The following is a 14,837-nucleotide window of genomic DNA, read 5'->3' on the forward strand; positions in this document are numbered from 1 at the left end:
CGGTCGTCGGTGCGCCGGACTACCGGGCGACCGCGATGGCGGTGGCGAGCAGGCCGTCACCGACGGCCCAGCGGCCCTCGAAGCCCTCGATGCGGCGGCCGTTGACGTTCGGGCCGGGGACCAGCAGCCGGGCGGTGAAGGAGCCGTCGGGGGAGAGGACCAGGTCGGCCTCGCTGAAGTCCAGGAACTGCTCGGTGAGCGGGAACCACGCCTTGTACACGGATTCCTTGGCGCTGAACAGGATGCGGTCCCACGGGGTGCCGGGGTGTTCGGCGAGCAGTTCGACGATCCGCTTCCCCTCCTCGGGCAGCGCGATGACGTCCAGGACGTCGTCCGGAAGCGGCAGGGCGGGCTCGGCGTCGATGCCGACCGAGGCGAGGTCGCCGGAGTGGCCGACGGCCGCCGCTCGGAATCCCTCGCAGTGGGTGAGGCTGCCGACGACGCCGTCGGGCCAGCTCGGGGCGCCGCGCAGGCCGGGGACCAGCGGGCGGTAGGGGATGCCGAGGCGGGTGAGGGCGGTGCGGGCGCAGTGGCGGACGGTGGTGAACTCTCGGCGGCGCTTGGCCACCGCCTGGACGACGGCGGCCTCCTCGGCCGGTTCCAGCCGGGCCTCCGGCGGGTCGTCGTAGGACACCTCGGTCACGACGGCGTCCGGCAGCAGGTCCCCGATCACACGCTCCCCCTCGGTCGGTGCGCGGACGGCCGCCGCGCGGATCGAGCCTAACCCGGGTGGGGGTGGTCCCGGCGGGCCTTCCGGGGAAGATCCACCGGGACCACCCGGAGCATCGGGAGCACCGGGACCACTGAGGCCAACTCGCGGTACTGCTCGGCGCCGTCCAGCGACCGCAGCGGTCGGCCGAGGCCAGGCCCCAGCTGCGCGGGTAGCGCACCAGGCTCTGCGGGCCGCCGATGAGCGCGGCCTCGCGCTCGACGTCCGGGTTCCAGTCGTCGGGCAGGTTCGGGTGGTGGACGAAGCGGCTGAAGTAGCTGCGGGTGCCCTCGGGGAAGTGGCCGGCGGCGAGTTGGCGGGCGAAGCGGCTGCGGCGCAGTTCGTCCCAGCCGCCGTCGTGGCGGCCCCGGTGACGGGCAGGGGGAAGAGGCCGGTCAGGCCTTCCAGGACGCCGTAGTACTGGTCGAAGGCCTGCTGCAGCGGTCAGTTGGCGCGGTCGTCGGCGGCGTAGGGGTCGCGGCGGCGGGGGTCGGCCGGCGGGTCGGTGGGCGGGGTGGTCTGCGGGGGGCTTTCGAGGGCTTTTGGGCGGGGGCTAGCGGTGCCGGGCAGGCGTCGCGGCGAGGGCCCGGACGGGCCGGGTGTACAGCTCGCCGAGCACCGGGGCGCCGGCGGCGACGGCTAGCGCGTCGGGGCCCCGCTGCTGGGCGATCAGCAGGTCGGCGTCCCGGTGCAGGTGTGAGCGGAGGGCGAACTCGGCCCGCACGACGTCGAGATAGGCGGGGTCGAGGACGGCGAAGGTCTCGGTGAGCACCAGCAGATCGGGGTTGACCACGTCCGCGAGCAGGGCGAGGGCGCGGCCGATGGTCCGGGCCCGCTCGCGGACCAGCCGGTCCGCCCGGGGGTCGCCCTGCTGGACGGCGGCGATCAGCTGGGCGCGGTCCGGCTTGGCGGTGATCCCCTCGGCGGCAGCCGCTTCGAACAGGGTGGTGTCGGAGGCTGCGACCGAGAGGCAGCCCCGGCGGCCGCAGTGACAGAGTGCGGCGTCGTCCGCGTCTTCGTCCGCTCTCTCGTCCGCTTGTTGGTCCACTTGCTGGTCCGCTTGTCCGTCCGCGAGCCGGTCCGCGATCGGCAGGTGGCCGAGGTCGCCGGTGGCCGAGGGTGGGCCCTGATGGACCGTGCCCGCGACCGCCAGCGCCGCGTCCACCACATGACCGACGAACAGCTGCACCATGCTCCGCCGGGCGGCCGGGTGGCCGAACAGGATCTCCGCCTGGGTGAGCGCCCGGGCGTGGTTGTCCACCTGGACGGGCAGGCCGGTGGTGTCCTCCAGCAGCTCCCGCAGCGGCATGTCCCGCCAGCCCAAAGGTCTGTGACGGAGCATCAGCCCACGCTCCGGGTCGACGGCGCCGCCGGTGACGGCGCCCAGGCCGACCACCGTCCGGCCGCCGCGCAGGGCGGCGATCAGCCGGGGAAGTCGCTCCAACAGCGGCTTCAGTACGGCGAATCCGGTCCGGCCCCGGTTGGAGATCTCCTGCCGGTACAGCACCTGCCCGCGCAGGTCGAGCAGTGCGAAGGTGGTGTACGGGACGCCGATGTGCAGTCCGGCCACGGCAAGCCGGTCGGTGTCCACGTCCACCGGCAGCTGCGGGCGGCCCAGCGCCCCGGTGCCGCGCTCGTCCGCCAACTCCCGGCGCTCGCGCAGCAGTCCGAGCCGCACCAGGTCCACCACCTGCCGGGAGACCGCTGACGCGCTCAGCCCGGTCAGAGCGGCGACCCTGCTGCGGGCGATCGGCCCGTGGTCGAGCACCGTGCGCAGCACGGCGGAGGCGTTGGCGTCCCGGCGGTCGTCCCCGGTGCGGACGGGCGGCCGGGCGAGGGTGGTGGTCATGGTGGCGGTACCCGGGTCCTCTGGGTCGGTTGACGGCCGGGTCCTCCCCGGCCGGGTCGGTCGTATCGCGTTCCTCCGGTCGGGACGATCGGCGGTAACGCGTGCCCCGGCCGAGTCAGTTGGCCGTTTCGAGCTCCTCGGCGGGCACCAGGCCGGCCACCCGCGGCGGGTCGGCCGGCTCCAGCAGACGGCTCGGAGCGCCGTCCACGCCGAGCGGCAGGTCGCCGTCCAGGGTGATCCGGCGGACCAGGCGCGGCTCGTCGCCGTAGTCGTTGACCGCGTAGTGCTGGGTGGCCCGGTTGTCCCAGATCGCGACGTCGCCGATCTGCCAGTCCCAGCGGACGGTGTTCTCCAGCCGCTCGACGTAGCGCTGGAACAGGTCGATCAGCGCCCGGCTGTCGGCGCCCGACACGCCCTGGATGCGCTGCGCGAACGCGCCCAGGAGCAGCGACTTCTCCCCGGTGACCGGGTGCACCCGGACGACGGGGTGTTCGGTCTTGAAGGCGGTGGAGACGAAGACGTCGCGGAACAGCCGGGCGATCTCGGCGTTGTCCGCCAGCTCCGGGCGCAGGGCCAGCCGGGCGGCGTAGTCGTAGTCGTTGGTGTGGACGGCCCGCAGGCTCTCGGCCAGGGCCTTCAGCGGTGCGGGCAGGTCCTGGTAGGCGGCCGCGGTGTTGGCCCAGACCGTGCTGCCGCCGGCCGGGGGCAGCTCCAGCGAGCGCAGGATCGAGGCCTTGGGGTAGGACGGCACGAAGGTGACGTCGGTGTGCCAGTTGTTGGCCCGCACGCCCTTGGTCGCGTCCAGCTCGAAGATGTAGCGGCCGTCCGCGCTGGGGACGGTCGGGTGGCCGACCGGCTGTCCCAACAGGCGGGCGAACGCCTCGTGTCCGGCGTCGTCCAGGTGCTGCTGGCCGCGGAAGAACAGCACCTTGTGCTGGTGGAGGACGGCCTCGACGGCGGCCACGGTCTCGGCCGGCAGGTCGCCGCCGAGGCGGACGTCGTGCACGATCGCGCCGATCCGGCCGGCGGCGGGGGTGAGGCGGAGTTCGGTCAGGGCGGTGGTCATGACGGTTCCCCTTCACGGGAAGATGGTGACGGTGAGTGACGCATGGCGGCACCGGGCCGTTCCGCGTGCCGGTCGCCGGGCAGGGCAGGGCTGAGCGGCGAGGCGGGGCAAGGCCGAGCGGCGGGGCAGGGCGTGCGGGAGGGAGGCCGGTCCGGCGGGACGGACGGTCAGAGGGCGAGCGCGCCGCGACAACAGCGGCGCGGGCAGCAGGCGGTGGCCGGGCGCGGGGCACGGCGGACAGCGGTGTGCATCGGCCCTCCTTCCGGCTCGCCGCGAGTGGGCTCGGCGCTCATCGTGCTGAAGGGCGGGGCTCGCTGTCAATCGTCAACTTGGCTTCTGGGAAAGGGTGTTGCCGCCGCGTTGCGGTGTGTTGCGGCGGATGTCGCGGGGGTGGCGGGTGTGCTGCGGGCGGGAGTTCGACCTTGTGACGGGCTCGCGGCGGTTACTAACTTGCGGAGCGGAAGTAAGTTCGGAGCGGGCCGAGGGCGCGCCCTCGGGCCCTGGCGAAGGGGAGGTCGGCGCCCGTGCTGGAACTGCTGCACGCCCGCGCGTCGGCGCGGACCACGTGACGGGTGGCGCGACTGTCCGGCGGTGACGGAGCGTACGGACTGGGCGAGTGCTCCGAGGCCGGCCCGGGCGCCGGGCGGGCCAGGGCGGCGGTCGCTCCCGGCTTCGTCCCGGTGGAGCGCAACCGGCGCGTGTGGGCGGATCCGCAGCCGAGCGCCGCGATGCTACGGTCGTCCCCACTGGGGCGGTTCGGCAGTGCGGCCGAGGTCGCGCGGGTGGTCGGCTTCCTGGCGGCCGAGGAATCCTCGGTCGTCAGTGGTGTCCGCCTCGCCGTGGACGGAGGAACGACCGCGATGCTGCCCGAAGCCCCGCTGCGCTGACACCTTGTTCGAGGAGGGCCCCGCTGTGCGTGCCGAACCGGTCGCCGACACACCGTACCTGGAGCTGGGCGAGGGCCCGCTGTGGGACCAGTCCGCGCAGCTGCTGCGCTGGATCGGCATCCCCGACCGGCGGGTGCTCACCCTGGACCCGGCCTCGGGCGCGATCGGCTCGGTCGAACTCGACGCCACCCCCGGCACCTTGATGCCGTACGGCGACGGCGGGCTGATGCTCGCCACCGAGCGCGGCTTCGAACGGTTCGATCCGGCCACTGGCCGCACCACGCTGGTCGCCGCCGTCGAGGCCGACCGCCCAGACCGCCGGATGAACGACGGCAAGACCGACCCGTACGGCCGACCGGTCGCCGGTTCGATGGGGCGGGGGGAGCCGCGCGAGCCCGGATCGCTGTACCGGCTGGAGCGCGACGGCGGCGTCCGGGCGATCCTCGGCGGGCTCGACATCCCCAACGGCCTCGCCTGGCCGGAGCCCGACCGGCTCTGGCACATCGACACCACCACGCGCCGCATCGCCCTCTACCCCTACCCCGAGCACGGCCCCCTCGGCGAGCGGATCCGCACGCTCGACGTCTCCCACCTGCCGGGTCACCCGGACGGCATGACGCTCGACGCCGACGGCAACCTGTGGGTGGCGTTCTGGGACGGCTGGGCGGTGCGCTGCCTCTCGCCCGAGGGCGAGGTGCTGGCGTCGGTCGAGCTGCCGGTGCCGCGCGTCACCAGTTGCACCTTCGGCGGGCCGGACGGGCGGACGCTCTACATCACGTCCGCCCGGTCCGACCAACACCCGCTGTCCGGCGGTCTGTTCAGCGTCCAGGTGTGAGGGGTCCGGGTGCGAGGGGTCCGGGTCTGGCGGCGCCGGGTTCGAGGGGGCGGCGCGACCCTACTGCCCGAGCAGGCGGGCGAAGTCCAGCCCGAGGCTGCCGAGCACCGGTAGCGCGCCGAGGTCGGTGACGGCGCCGACGGGGATGCTGTAGCCCTGGTTCACCGCGCGGGGCGCGGGCGCGCCGTTGGCGGGCACGGCGTTGGCGGGTGCGGCGGCGGCCGGGATCAGGGCGGCGCCGAGGAGCAGGGCGGCGAGTGCGGTGCGCATGGGGCGGGGCCTCCGGGGGTGGGCGTGGTGACCTGTCAACACCCTGCGGCGCGGTGCGGTCACGTATCTTCGCCCCTTCGGCCGTATTGGTAAAGATTCCTGCCTTGTGTTCATGTCAACATGGCGGCGGTCTGGACCATACCGCCGTCGGGCGCATACGTTCTCTTCACTCGGACGGGCATCGGGCGATCTCGCTGAACCCCCTTGCGGCTTCGGCGACTTCGACCTGTCATGCCCATGGCTAGAGAACCGGAGGGAACCATGCACGCCATCAGCAAGAACCTCAGGATCCTCGCGGGCGCCCCGCTCGCGGCCGCCGCCCTCATCGCCCTCACCGCCGGCACCGCCAGTGCGGCGATACCGATCAACACGCCCATGTCCGGCAAGGCCACCTACTACAACGACGCCGGCTACGGCGCCTGCGGCACCCAGATCAACGCCTCCAACCAGATGCTCGTCGCGGTCTCCCACACCTGGTGGACCAGCGCCAACCCCAACAACGACCCCCTGTGTCAGGGCATTTCGGTCAAGGTCAGCTACCAGGGCAAGACCGTCACCGTCCCCGTCCGGGACAAGTGCCCCTCCTGTGACGCCGGCCACCTCGACCTCAGCCAGCCCGCGTTCGCCCAGCTGGCCCCGCTCGGCCAGGGCGTCATCAACGGCCTCACCTGGCAGTTCGTCAAGGCCGGCCTGAACGGCAGGACCGTCGAACTCTCCGAGCCCGTCACCGGCTCCACCATCGGCTGAGACTGCGGATGAGCGGCCGTGCCCGCCCCGTGACACGTGGGCGGGCACGGCCGTCGCCCGGGGTCCGCTTCCGGGCCTGGGTGTTTCAGCGTTTCAGCGCCTCAGCGGCAGAGCGCGGCGTCCACGGCGTCGGCGACGCGCTGCTTGACGTCGGCGGAGGGCAGGGTGGTGACGGCGATGTCGGCGGCGCGACCGTCCTCGGTGACACCACCGCGCGTCACGTAGCCCGGGAGCGTGCCGCCGTGGCCCCAGTACACACCGCCGCAGGACAGCGGGCGGCTGGCGAGGCCCAGCCCGTAGCGGCCGCCGGGGCCCATGTACTCGGCGGGGACGGTGACCTGCATCTGGGCGAGCTGGGCCGGGGCCAGCAGCTCGCCGCCGAGCAGGGCGCGGAAGAAGCGGTTCAGGTCGCTGTTCGTGGACACCAGGGCGCCGGCCGTCCAGGCCCAGGACATGTCCTGTTCGGTGACGTCCAGCGGCTGGCCGCCGGGCTCCTCGGTGAAGTAGCCGTGCGGGTGGCGCTCGTGCACCGTCATGTCGCCCTGGGCGGGGAAGTACGTGTGGCGCAGGCCGATGCGGTCGATGACCCGCCGGGTGATCTCCTCGCCGGCGGGCCGCCCGGTGACCTTCTGGATGATCAGACCGGCGATCAGGTAGCCCGTGTTGCAGTACTTCCAGCCCTTGCCGGGCTCGAAGTCGGGTTTCTGGGCGAGCGCGAGGTCGAGCAGGTCGCGGGGCTCGTGGTACTGGGAGAGGCTCTGGTCGGGCAGGAAGTGGGTGTAGTCGGGCAGGCCGCTGGTGTGCTGGAGGATCTGGCGGACGGTGATCTTCCGCCCGTCGATGCGGCTGCCGTCGGCGCCGGTGCCGCGGACGAGGCCCGGCAGGTAGGTGTCGAGGGAGGCCTCCAGATCGACCTTGCCCTCGGCGACGAGTTGCAGGACGACGACGGCCGTGAAGGACTTGGTGTTGCTGCCCGCCCGGACCTGCCCGTCCACGGGCACCGCCGCGCCAGTGGCGAGATCGCCCACCCCGGCCGTGGAGGTGCGGGTGTGCCCGTTCCGGTCCCGCACGGTGGCCAGCGCGCCGGGCACACCGTCTTGCCGGACCAGCGCGTCGAGCCGCTGTTGGACGAGGTCGGCTCGGGGGCCTGCCGCCTGGGCTGCCGGCGCGGCGGTCACGCCGAACAGCAGGGCGCCCGCGGCGACGGCCGCCGCGCTGAGCCGGAGTGGTCGATTCCTGTACGGGGTGGACGGGTTCACGGAGCGTCTCCTCTCGTCGGGCCGGCGCGCCCGGGACCACCAGGGCACCACGCGGCACCGGCGACGGTCGTCCGCGCGCAGGAGGAGCGGGGGCCGAAGCCGTGGTCCTGACGGTCTACGACCTGCGGGGTATGAACGGCGATCCGGCCGGCGCTGTGTGATGGTGTCCGCCCCTGCGCGCCGCAGGGGCGGACACCCGGGGCTTACCTAAACCAGTCGCTCGATCGCCTCGAAGATGTCGGCGTCGGTCTCCTGCTGCCACTTGGGCAGGTCGTTCCAATCCGCGACGTAGCCGGGCTTGGGGCTCTCGATGTGCTTGTGGATCTGGGCGATCCAGCAGAGCGAGACGAAGCGCCCCTTCTGCTCGCGGGAGAGCTTGACGGTCGTCCCGCCGCTCACGGCCACGAAGTCCCGAACCTGCCCGAACACGGCTGCGGCGCAGGGTCGTTCCCAGTCGGGGGTCTCCTCCCAGGAGGCGATGCAGCCGGGCTTCGGCTCTCCGGGGAAGTGCCGCTTCACTCCGGCGATCCACGCCTCCCGGAAGATCCTGCCGTCCTCGGTCATGAGCTGTTCCTTTCCTCATGCGGCGCGCTGGAGCGCCGTAATGTGGTCGTGCAACTCCGCGATCCGGTTGTCGTTGCCGGTACTGATGGCTGCGGGGGAGGACGAGGAGTGCCACCGGCGGCTGGCGTTGGTGCACAAGCTGACGAAGGGGCGTCGGGGAGCCGTGGTCGAGCCGTGCGGGAAGGTCGTGCATGCGGACCTGGTAGTGGGGCGGCCGTGAGGGGTGAGAGTGGGATCGCCGACCCGGTGCGGGTGTGGCTAGCGTGTGGGGTCTCCGTGGCCGGGGTGATGATGCTGATCGCGCTCTGGGGGACGGTGATGTGCCAGTGACAGGAACAGCGGGGAGACGAAATTGATGCTCTACGTCGTGGTGTGTGCGGCCGGAGTCGCGGGTGGGGTGGGGGAGTTGGTATCCGCCGCGCAGGGGCGGGGGTGGGAGGTGGGCGTGGTGGCGACTCCGCGGGCGATGGGGTTCATCGACGAGGAGGAGCTGGTGGCGCGGACGGGGTATCCGATCCGTTCGGCCTGGCGGAAGCCGGGGGATCCGCGGCCGTTGCCGGATCCGGATGCGGTCGTGGTCGCCCCGGCGACGTTCAACACGATCAACAAGTGGGCGGCGGGGATCTCGGACACCCTGGCGCTCGGCATCCTCTGCGAGTCGTACGGGTGGGGCGTCCCGGTGGCGGTGCAGCCCTGTCTGAGCGCGGCGCAGGCGGCGCATCCGGCGTACGGGGAGAGCCTGGCCAGGCTGCGGAGCATGGGTGTGCGGATCGCGGAGTTCACACCGGGGGCGTACAGCTGGACGCGGGTGCTGGAGCTGCTGGCGGTCTGACAGGGTGGCTGGCCGGGCGGGGGGATCTTGGCAGTGTGGGGGTGTTCCGGCGTGACCGGTGCGGCGTAGCGTCCGGGCAGGTCGGCGACGGGTGTGGGAGGTTCTGGTGGCGGTCAACGGCGAGGTGTCGTTCTGGTACGCGGCGAGCGGGCTGCCGGAGCCGGGGCCGGCGTTGCCCGGGAGCGCGGATGTGGACGTGTGCATCGTCGGCGGCGGGTACACCGGGCTGTGGACGGCGTACTACCTGAAGAAGGCGGAGCCGTCGCTGCGGATCGCGGTGCTGGAGCGCCGGTTCTGCGGCTACGGCGCCTCGGGCCGCAACGGCGGGTGGCTGTACAACGGTTTCGCGGGCCGGGGCGCGTTCGCGAAGCGGTACGGCCCGGGTGCGGCGGCGGCGATGCAGCGGGCGATGGACGAGGCGGTCGGGGAGGTCGTGGACGTCGCCGCCGCCGAGCGGATCGACGCGCACATCGTGCGTGGCGGGGTGCTCGAAGTCGCCAGGAACAGAGCCCAGTTGGAGAGGCTCAAGGCTTTCGCCGCCGCCGAGCGGGCGTACGGCGAGGGCCGCGTCGAGCTGCTGGGCGCCAAGGAGGCCGCCGACCGGATCGCCGTCGCGGGCGCCCTCGGCGGCACCTGGACGCCGTACGGTGCGCGGATCCAACCGGCCGAGCTGGTACGCGGGTTGGCGCGGGTGGTGCGGGACCTCGGGGTGGCGGTGCACGAGGGGACGGCGGTGACGGCGATCCTGCCGGGCACCGCGTTCGCCCGGCCGCGCGCGGTGACGCCGCAGGGCACGGTGACCGCCGAGTACGTGCTGCGCGCCACCGAGGGGTTCACGGCCGGCCTGCGCGGCGAGCGGCGGACCTGGCTGCCGATGAACTCGGCGATGATCGCCACCGAGCCGCTGCCGCCCGCCTTCTGGGCGGACGCGGGCTGGCAGGGCCGCGAGGTGCTGGGCGACTTCGCGCACGCCTACATGTACGCGCAGCGCACCGTGGACGACCGGATCGCGCTGGGCGGCCGGGGCGTGCCGTACCGGTTCGGCTCGCGGACGGATGCGGACGGCGGCACCCAGGTGGAGACCGTGCGCCAGCTCCGGCAGATCCTGAACCGCTTCTTCCCGGCGGCCGCGAGCGCCCGGATCGACCACGCCTGGGCGGGCGTGCTCGGCGTCCCCCGGGACTGGTGCGCCACCGTGGAGCTGGACCGTGCGAGTGGCCTCGGCTGGGCGGGCGGGTACGTCGGCAGCGGGGTGACCACGACGAACCTGGCGGGCCGGACCCTGCGCGACCTGGTCCTCGGGCGGGACACCAGGCTGACCGGGCTGCCCTGGGTGGGCCACACCGTGCGCCGCTGGGAGCCCGAGCCGCTGCGCTGGATCGGGGTGCACGCGATGTACGCGGCCTACCACGCGGCGGACCGCCAGGAGGCGGGCGGACGGGCCGCCACCTCGCCGATCGCCCGCGTCGCGGACGCCGTCTCCGGGAGGTAGTGAACGCGGCCGCGCGGGTCCGGGCGTGAGGGAGGGCGCCCGCGCGGATCCGGACGGTGGCGAACACGGTGGCGGATCCGGACGGTGGCGAACACGGTGGCGGATTCGCCACCCCGGATCCGCCACCGCGCTCGCCACGGCCGTTCGGACGCTCCGCCGTGCAAAGCGGCCCGGGAGCAAGCACGGTGGGGGCGTGCTGAGGAGAACGCTGGTGGCCCTGTGCGCTCTGTGCGTCCTGCTGTTCTGCGTGCCGGCGACCGGCGCGCAGGCCAGGTCGCCCGGGTGGGCGGTCGTGGTGGTGGACCAGGAGTCCCGTAGCGTCCTGGTGCTGCAGAGCGCCGAGGAGCTGATGGCCTACCGGGGCCCGGGGCGGCTGCCGGTCGTGTGGGGCTGGAGCGCCGACCGGGCGGCCGGGCTCGCGGACCTGACGCCCGCGCGGAGCTGGACGAATCCGGACGAGGCGAAGAGCCGGGTGCGGCAGGGCCGGCGCTACCTGCTGACCACCGCCTCCGGCGGCCTGGCCGCCGTCGTGGACACCACCACCGGCGCGACCCGCTGGGCGGCGGACCTGGGCGGGGCGGCCAATCCGCACAGCATCGAGCTGCTGCCGGACGGCAACGTCGCGGTCGCGGCGAGCGGCGGCGGGTGGGTGCGGCTGTACGCGGCCTCGCAGGGGCCGCGCGCCACCGCCCACGCAGGCTACCCGCTCCCGGGCGCGCACGGCGTGCACTGGGACGGCCGGACGGGCCTGCTCTGGGTGCTCGGCGACGACGTGCTGACCGCGCTGCGGGTGGGCGGCACCCCGGCGGCGCCCACCCTGACCGCCGTCCGCTCGACGCCGCTGCCCGACCACGGCGGGCACGACCTCGCGCCGGTGCTGGCCGAGCCCGGACGGTTCTGGGTGAGCACGCTGACCGGCCTGTGGCGGTACGACCCGGCGGCCGACCGCTTCACCGCCGTGCGGCTGGGCGAGCCCGCAGCCGTCCGGGACGTGAAGAGCGTCGGGGACGAGCCCGGCACCGGACGGCTGCTGACCGTGGCCCCCGACCACAGCGGGCCGTGTTCCTGGTGCACCTCGGTGATCACCCTGCACCGGCCGGACGGGACGCGGATGCTGCGCGGGACGCATCTCTACAAGGCGAGGTGGTGGGGAGGCTGGTAGCAGATCCGCGACGTGCAGGTGTCGGTTTCGGGGTTCGGGTCGGCGATGCCACCCGTTCTGCCGACGGCATTCGGATGATGGGGCATATTGTGTACCCCGCCAAACTACTCCAATAGGAGTGAGTTTCCCGTCGCCGTCCGTAAACCATCCGTCGACCGTGTCGGCTGGGATAGCGTCGAAGGCGTCGGGGGGCCGACACCGATTCGGTGTATTCGAACACTAGTTACCGGGCCGTAATGGCCGGAATGAGTCATGGAGAAAAACGTGTCGAATTTGATGCCGGAAAACATGCCGGAGAAAATGCCGGACACCGTCGACGACCTGCAACTCGCGGCGGAATCGCTGGCCGCTTTCCCGGCCCGGGGCGCGGCCGTCGGCGCCGATGTCACCGAGCGCCTCGCGGCGGTCGCCGAACTCTGCCGGTCGGTCGACGCGGTGCTCGACAGCCTGGTCGTCCAGGTCGCCGCGGAAGCGGCCGAGGAGGGTTGGACGGCGGCCCGGATGGCGGCGGAACAGTCCGGTTACTACGCGAGGTTGCGCCGGGCACTGCTCCCCGCCGCGACCGGCGCCGGGCTGACGCAGCAGTGAGCGCGCTGCACCCGGGCGTGCACGTGCTGTCCTGCCCCACCCGGTGGAGCGACGTCGACGAGAACGGGCACATCAACAACGCCCGGCTGGTCGGCTACGTCCAGGAGGGGATTTACGACATGTTCTGCCACCACGAGACCGCCGTCCGGGACGCCCTGTTCCCGTCCGGATTCATTATCGCGCGGCACGAGATCGATTTCCTGGAGCAGTTGTACCACCGGCCCGAGCCCTTGTCGGTGCAGTTGACGGTTGAACGGATCGGGCGGAGTTCCACGCATGTCGTGGTGAATGTCTGCCGTGACCCGCTCACCTTTATGCGGGCCAGGACCGTGGTGGTCGCGCGGGACCGTGAATCCGGCCGCTCGCGCAAACTCAGTTCGAACGAGCGGCGTTTTCTCGAGGCGTTTATGCCGGATGCCGTGCAGGCCGTCGCGGTCCCGCCGGCCGCGCCGGCGGTGTCCACCGCGCCGGCTGTGTCCACCGTGCCCGCTGTGCCCGCCGCACCGGCCGTGCCGGTCACGGCGCCTCCGCCGCAGCGCGTGGCGGCCCGCTCGGGCGCCGCTCTGCCGCACCGCACCCGCAGACGGTGTCGGGCGTCGGTGGCCTGACACCCGGTCCCCTGGTGGCCCCGCGCCGGGCAGAGCGCGGGCCGGCGGCGTGATCGACAACGGCGTCGATCCGTCCGGCCGGTCTCCCTGCCGCCGTGCCGCCGTGCCGCAGTACGCTGAGCAGCACGGGTACCGGCGAACCCCAGGCGGTCACGGGCCGTGACGGCGCAGCCGACCGGACCTCGCCGCCACCAGCCGTCCGCCACGGGCCGTCCGCCACACCAGCCGTCCGCCGCCTCCGGGCCTCCGGGCCACCGGGCCAGGGATCGTCCGCGAGAGGGCCGGCGGCTCTCGGCCTCCGGCTTCCGGGCGGAGCGCAGCCGGTTCCCGCCGACCGGAAGGAGGACGCGATGACCATCTCCCCGGAGGACTTCCGCGCCCGCGTCGTCGACTGTGGGGAGTACCCGAGCGAGGCGGAGGCGGAGCACGCCATCCGGGTCGTGCTCGCGCTGCTCGGTGAGCACCTGGTCGGGGCCGAACGGGCCGAGCTCGCCGACGCGCTGCCCGAGGCGTACGCCCCGCTGCTGCGCGATGCCGGGCCCGCCGCCGAACCGCTGACCGCCGAGCGCTTCGTGCGCGGCGTGGTCGGCTGGATCGACGGCGCGACCGAGGCGACCGGGCCGTGGGACATCGGGGCCGTGCTCGGCACCCTCGCCGACCTGGCCCCGGGGGAACTGGTCGACCGCGTGGTCGAGCAGCTCCCGGACGGCTACGATCTGCTGTTCGGCCACCCGGTGCCGGCCTGGGCCGGCGCGCCGGTGGTGGCCCGGAACAGCTCCGCACCCCGGCCGGTCAGCTCGACCGGTCCGGCGCCCGGCCGCAGGTAGACGGACGCGCCCCGGGGGAGGTCGAGGTCCGCGAAGCCGGGGGCGTGCAGTCGGGCGCGGCCCTCGACGCACAGCAGGATCTGCGGGGTGGGCAGCTCGGCGCGGACGGCGGCCGGGCCGGGGCGCAGCCGGGAGAGCCTGAACTCCTCGGCGGGGGAGGGGAATTCGTCCTCGAATCGGTCGCCTGGGAGTGCCGTGAGGACCTGCGGTTCATCGGTGCGGAAGGACGTGACCGCCAGCAGGCCGTCGACGTCGACGTGCTTGGGGGTGAGCCCGCAGCGCAGCACGTTGTCCGAGTTGGCCATCAACTCCACGCCCACGCCCCGGAGATAGGCGTGCGGAACCCCGGCGTCCAGGTAGAGGGCCTGGCCCGCCGTGAGCCGGACGTGGTTGAGCAGCAGTGCGGCGATCAGGCCCGGGTCGCCGGGGTACTGCGCGGCGGCGCGGGCGTAGCCGGCGCAGGCCTCGGCGAACGGGCCGCCCTCGGCCGCTAGCCGGTGCAACGCCCTGGTGACGTCGCCGAGTTGGGTGCGGGTCGGCCGGACCTCGGCCAGGACCCGGCGCAGCAGCGCGGGCAGGGCCTCGGCGGCGGGGTGCGCGCGCAGGTCGTCCGCCCAGGGGGCGAGCAGCGGGACGGCGAGCGCGTCCAGCAGCCGGGCCGTTCCAGGGGCCGGGCGGAAGCCGCACAGTGCTTCGAAGTCCCCGAGGGCGCAGATGAGTTCGGGCTTGTGCCCGGGGTCCTTGAAGACCCGTTCGGGTGCGTCGAGCGGGACGCCGCGAGCCTCCTCGGCCGCGTACCCGGCCGCCGCCTGGGTCCGGGTCGGGTGGACCTGGAGGGAGAGCGCCCGGTCGGCGGCGAGCACCTTGAACAGGAACGGCAGCGTCGGGCCGAACCGCCCCACGGTGTCCGGCCCGAGCATGGCGTTCGGGTACCGCTGGATGAGTTCGTCCAGCGGCTGCGGCCCGCCGGTGCCGTCCGGAGACAGCAGCTCGGAGGGCGCCGACGGGTGTGCGCCCATCCACAGTTCGGCCTGCGGGGCGCCGGTCGGCGCGGTGCCGGTCAGCGCGGGGATGGCGGTGGGCGAGCCCCACGCGTACGGGCGGACCGGGTTGTGGAGCAGGGCGAAGGGCGGGAGCGACAT

General features: G+C 73.6%; 15 protein-coding genes and 2 pseudogenes. 9 read left to right on the plus strand and 8 right to left on the minus strand.

What is annotated here, in order from left to right; all coding sequences use genetic code 11:
- Window positions 1–19 precede the first annotated feature (19 nt).
- The 4 genes and pseudogenes from AB0P03_RS10075 to AB0P03_RS10090 form a co-directional block, all read right to left on the minus strand.
- Window positions 20–673, minus strand: coding sequence for a 4'-phosphopantetheinyl transferase superfamily protein (locus tag AB0P03_RS10075; protein WP_363628355.1), 654 nt, complete (start codon window positions 671–673; stop codon window positions 20–22).
- Between the two features lie 184 nt (window positions 674–857).
- Window positions 858–1,177 (minus strand): annotated as a pseudogene (locus tag AB0P03_RS10080) (hypothetical protein); the annotation flags it as partial.
- 85 nt (window positions 1,178–1,262) lie between these two features.
- Window positions 1,263–2,558, minus strand: coding sequence for an ROK family transcriptional regulator (locus AB0P03_RS10085; RefSeq protein WP_363628357.1), 1,296 nt, complete (start codon window positions 2,556–2,558; stop codon window positions 1,263–1,265).
- Between the two features lie 115 nt (window positions 2,559–2,673).
- Window positions 2,674–3,624 (minus strand): TauD/TfdA family dioxygenase, encoded by a 951-nt coding sequence (locus AB0P03_RS10090; protein ID WP_363628358.1) that lies wholly within the window; start codon window positions 3,622–3,624, stop codon window positions 2,674–2,676.
- A 572-nt stretch (window positions 3,625–4,196) separates the two neighbouring features.
- On the opposite strand from AB0P03_RS10090, the gene AB0P03_RS10095 reads away from it, so the two are divergent.
- Window positions 4,197–4,511: an SDR family oxidoreductase gene (locus tag AB0P03_RS10095; protein ID WP_363628359.1), complete on the plus strand. Its 315-nt coding sequence runs from the start codon at window positions 4,197–4,199 to the stop codon at window positions 4,509–4,511.
- A gap of 25 nt (window positions 4,512–4,536) precedes the next feature.
- Complete coding sequence (locus tag AB0P03_RS10100; RefSeq protein ID WP_363628361.1) at window positions 4,537–5,346, plus strand: SMP-30/gluconolactonase/LRE family protein; 810 nt, start codon at window positions 4,537–4,539, stop codon at window positions 5,344–5,346.
- 60 nt (window positions 5,347–5,406) lie between these two features.
- Here the strand turns inward: AB0P03_RS10100 and AB0P03_RS10105 are convergent, their stop codons facing one another.
- Window positions 5,407–5,616, minus strand: a complete 210-nt coding sequence (locus AB0P03_RS10105; RefSeq protein ID WP_363628362.1) for a hypothetical protein — start codon at window positions 5,614–5,616, stop codon at window positions 5,407–5,409.
- Window positions 5,617–5,877: 261 nt separating this feature from the next.
- Here AB0P03_RS10105 and AB0P03_RS10110 point away from each other — a divergent pair, with 261 nt between their 5' ends.
- On the plus strand, window positions 5,878–6,363 hold the full coding sequence (locus AB0P03_RS10110; RefSeq protein WP_363628364.1) for a cysteine/serine endopeptidase inhibitor: 486 nt from the start codon (window positions 5,878–5,880) through the stop codon (window positions 6,361–6,363).
- Window positions 6,364–6,464: 101 nt separating this feature from the next.
- On the opposite strand, the gene AB0P03_RS10115 is transcribed toward AB0P03_RS10110, so the two are convergent.
- Both AB0P03_RS10115 and AB0P03_RS10120 read right to left on the minus strand, forming a co-directional pair.
- Complete coding sequence (locus AB0P03_RS10115) at window positions 6,465–7,622, minus strand: serine hydrolase domain-containing protein (RefSeq protein WP_363628365.1); 1,158 nt, start codon at window positions 7,620–7,622, stop codon at window positions 6,465–6,467.
- A 207-nt stretch (window positions 7,623–7,829) separates the two neighbouring features.
- Window positions 7,830–8,186, minus strand: coding sequence for a hypothetical protein (locus tag AB0P03_RS10120; protein ID WP_363581790.1), 357 nt, complete (start codon window positions 8,184–8,186; stop codon window positions 7,830–7,832).
- A 355-nt stretch (window positions 8,187–8,541) separates the two neighbouring features.
- Between AB0P03_RS10120 and AB0P03_RS10125 the strand changes: the two are divergent.
- From AB0P03_RS10125 to AB0P03_RS10150, 6 genes and pseudogenes are all read left to right on the plus strand, one after another.
- Window positions 8,542–8,958: pseudogene (locus AB0P03_RS10125) on the plus strand (flavoprotein); the annotation flags it as partial.
- Window positions 8,959–9,121: 163 nt separating this feature from the next.
- Window positions 9,122–10,510, plus strand: a complete 1,389-nt coding sequence (locus tag AB0P03_RS10130; RefSeq protein WP_363628425.1) for an FAD-binding oxidoreductase — start codon at window positions 9,122–9,124, stop codon at window positions 10,508–10,510.
- A 193-nt stretch (window positions 10,511–10,703) separates the two neighbouring features.
- Window positions 10,704–11,672, plus strand: a complete 969-nt coding sequence (locus AB0P03_RS10135; RefSeq protein ID WP_363628366.1) for a DUF6528 family protein — start codon at window positions 10,704–10,706, stop codon at window positions 11,670–11,672.
- Window positions 11,673–11,960: 288 nt separating this feature from the next.
- On the plus strand, window positions 11,961–12,260 hold the full coding sequence (locus AB0P03_RS10140; RefSeq protein WP_350880739.1) for a hypothetical protein: 300 nt from the start codon (window positions 11,961–11,963) through the stop codon (window positions 12,258–12,260).
- Window positions 12,257–12,868, plus strand: a complete 612-nt coding sequence (locus tag AB0P03_RS10145) for a thioesterase family protein (RefSeq protein WP_363628367.1) — start codon at window positions 12,257–12,259, stop codon at window positions 12,866–12,868. The genes AB0P03_RS10140 and AB0P03_RS10145 overlap by 4 nt, the downstream gene beginning before the upstream one ends.
- Before the next feature lie 350 nt (window positions 12,869–13,218).
- The gene (locus AB0P03_RS10150; protein WP_079135401.1) at window positions 13,219–13,695 is read left to right on the plus strand and encodes a DUF2267 domain-containing protein; all 477 of its coding nucleotides are present in this window, start codon (window positions 13,219–13,221) and stop codon (window positions 13,693–13,695) included.
- Here the strand turns inward: AB0P03_RS10150 and manA are convergent.
- Window positions 13,578–14,837: a mannose-6-phosphate isomerase, class I gene (manA, locus tag AB0P03_RS10155; protein WP_363628369.1), complete on the minus strand. Its 1,260-nt coding sequence runs from the start codon at window positions 14,835–14,837 to the stop codon at window positions 13,578–13,580. The genes AB0P03_RS10150 and manA overlap by 118 nt on opposite strands.

This window comes from Kitasatospora sp. NPDC088779, from assembly GCF_040685395.1.
GTDB lineage: Bacteria > Actinomycetota > Actinomycetes > Streptomycetales > Streptomycetaceae > Kitasatospora.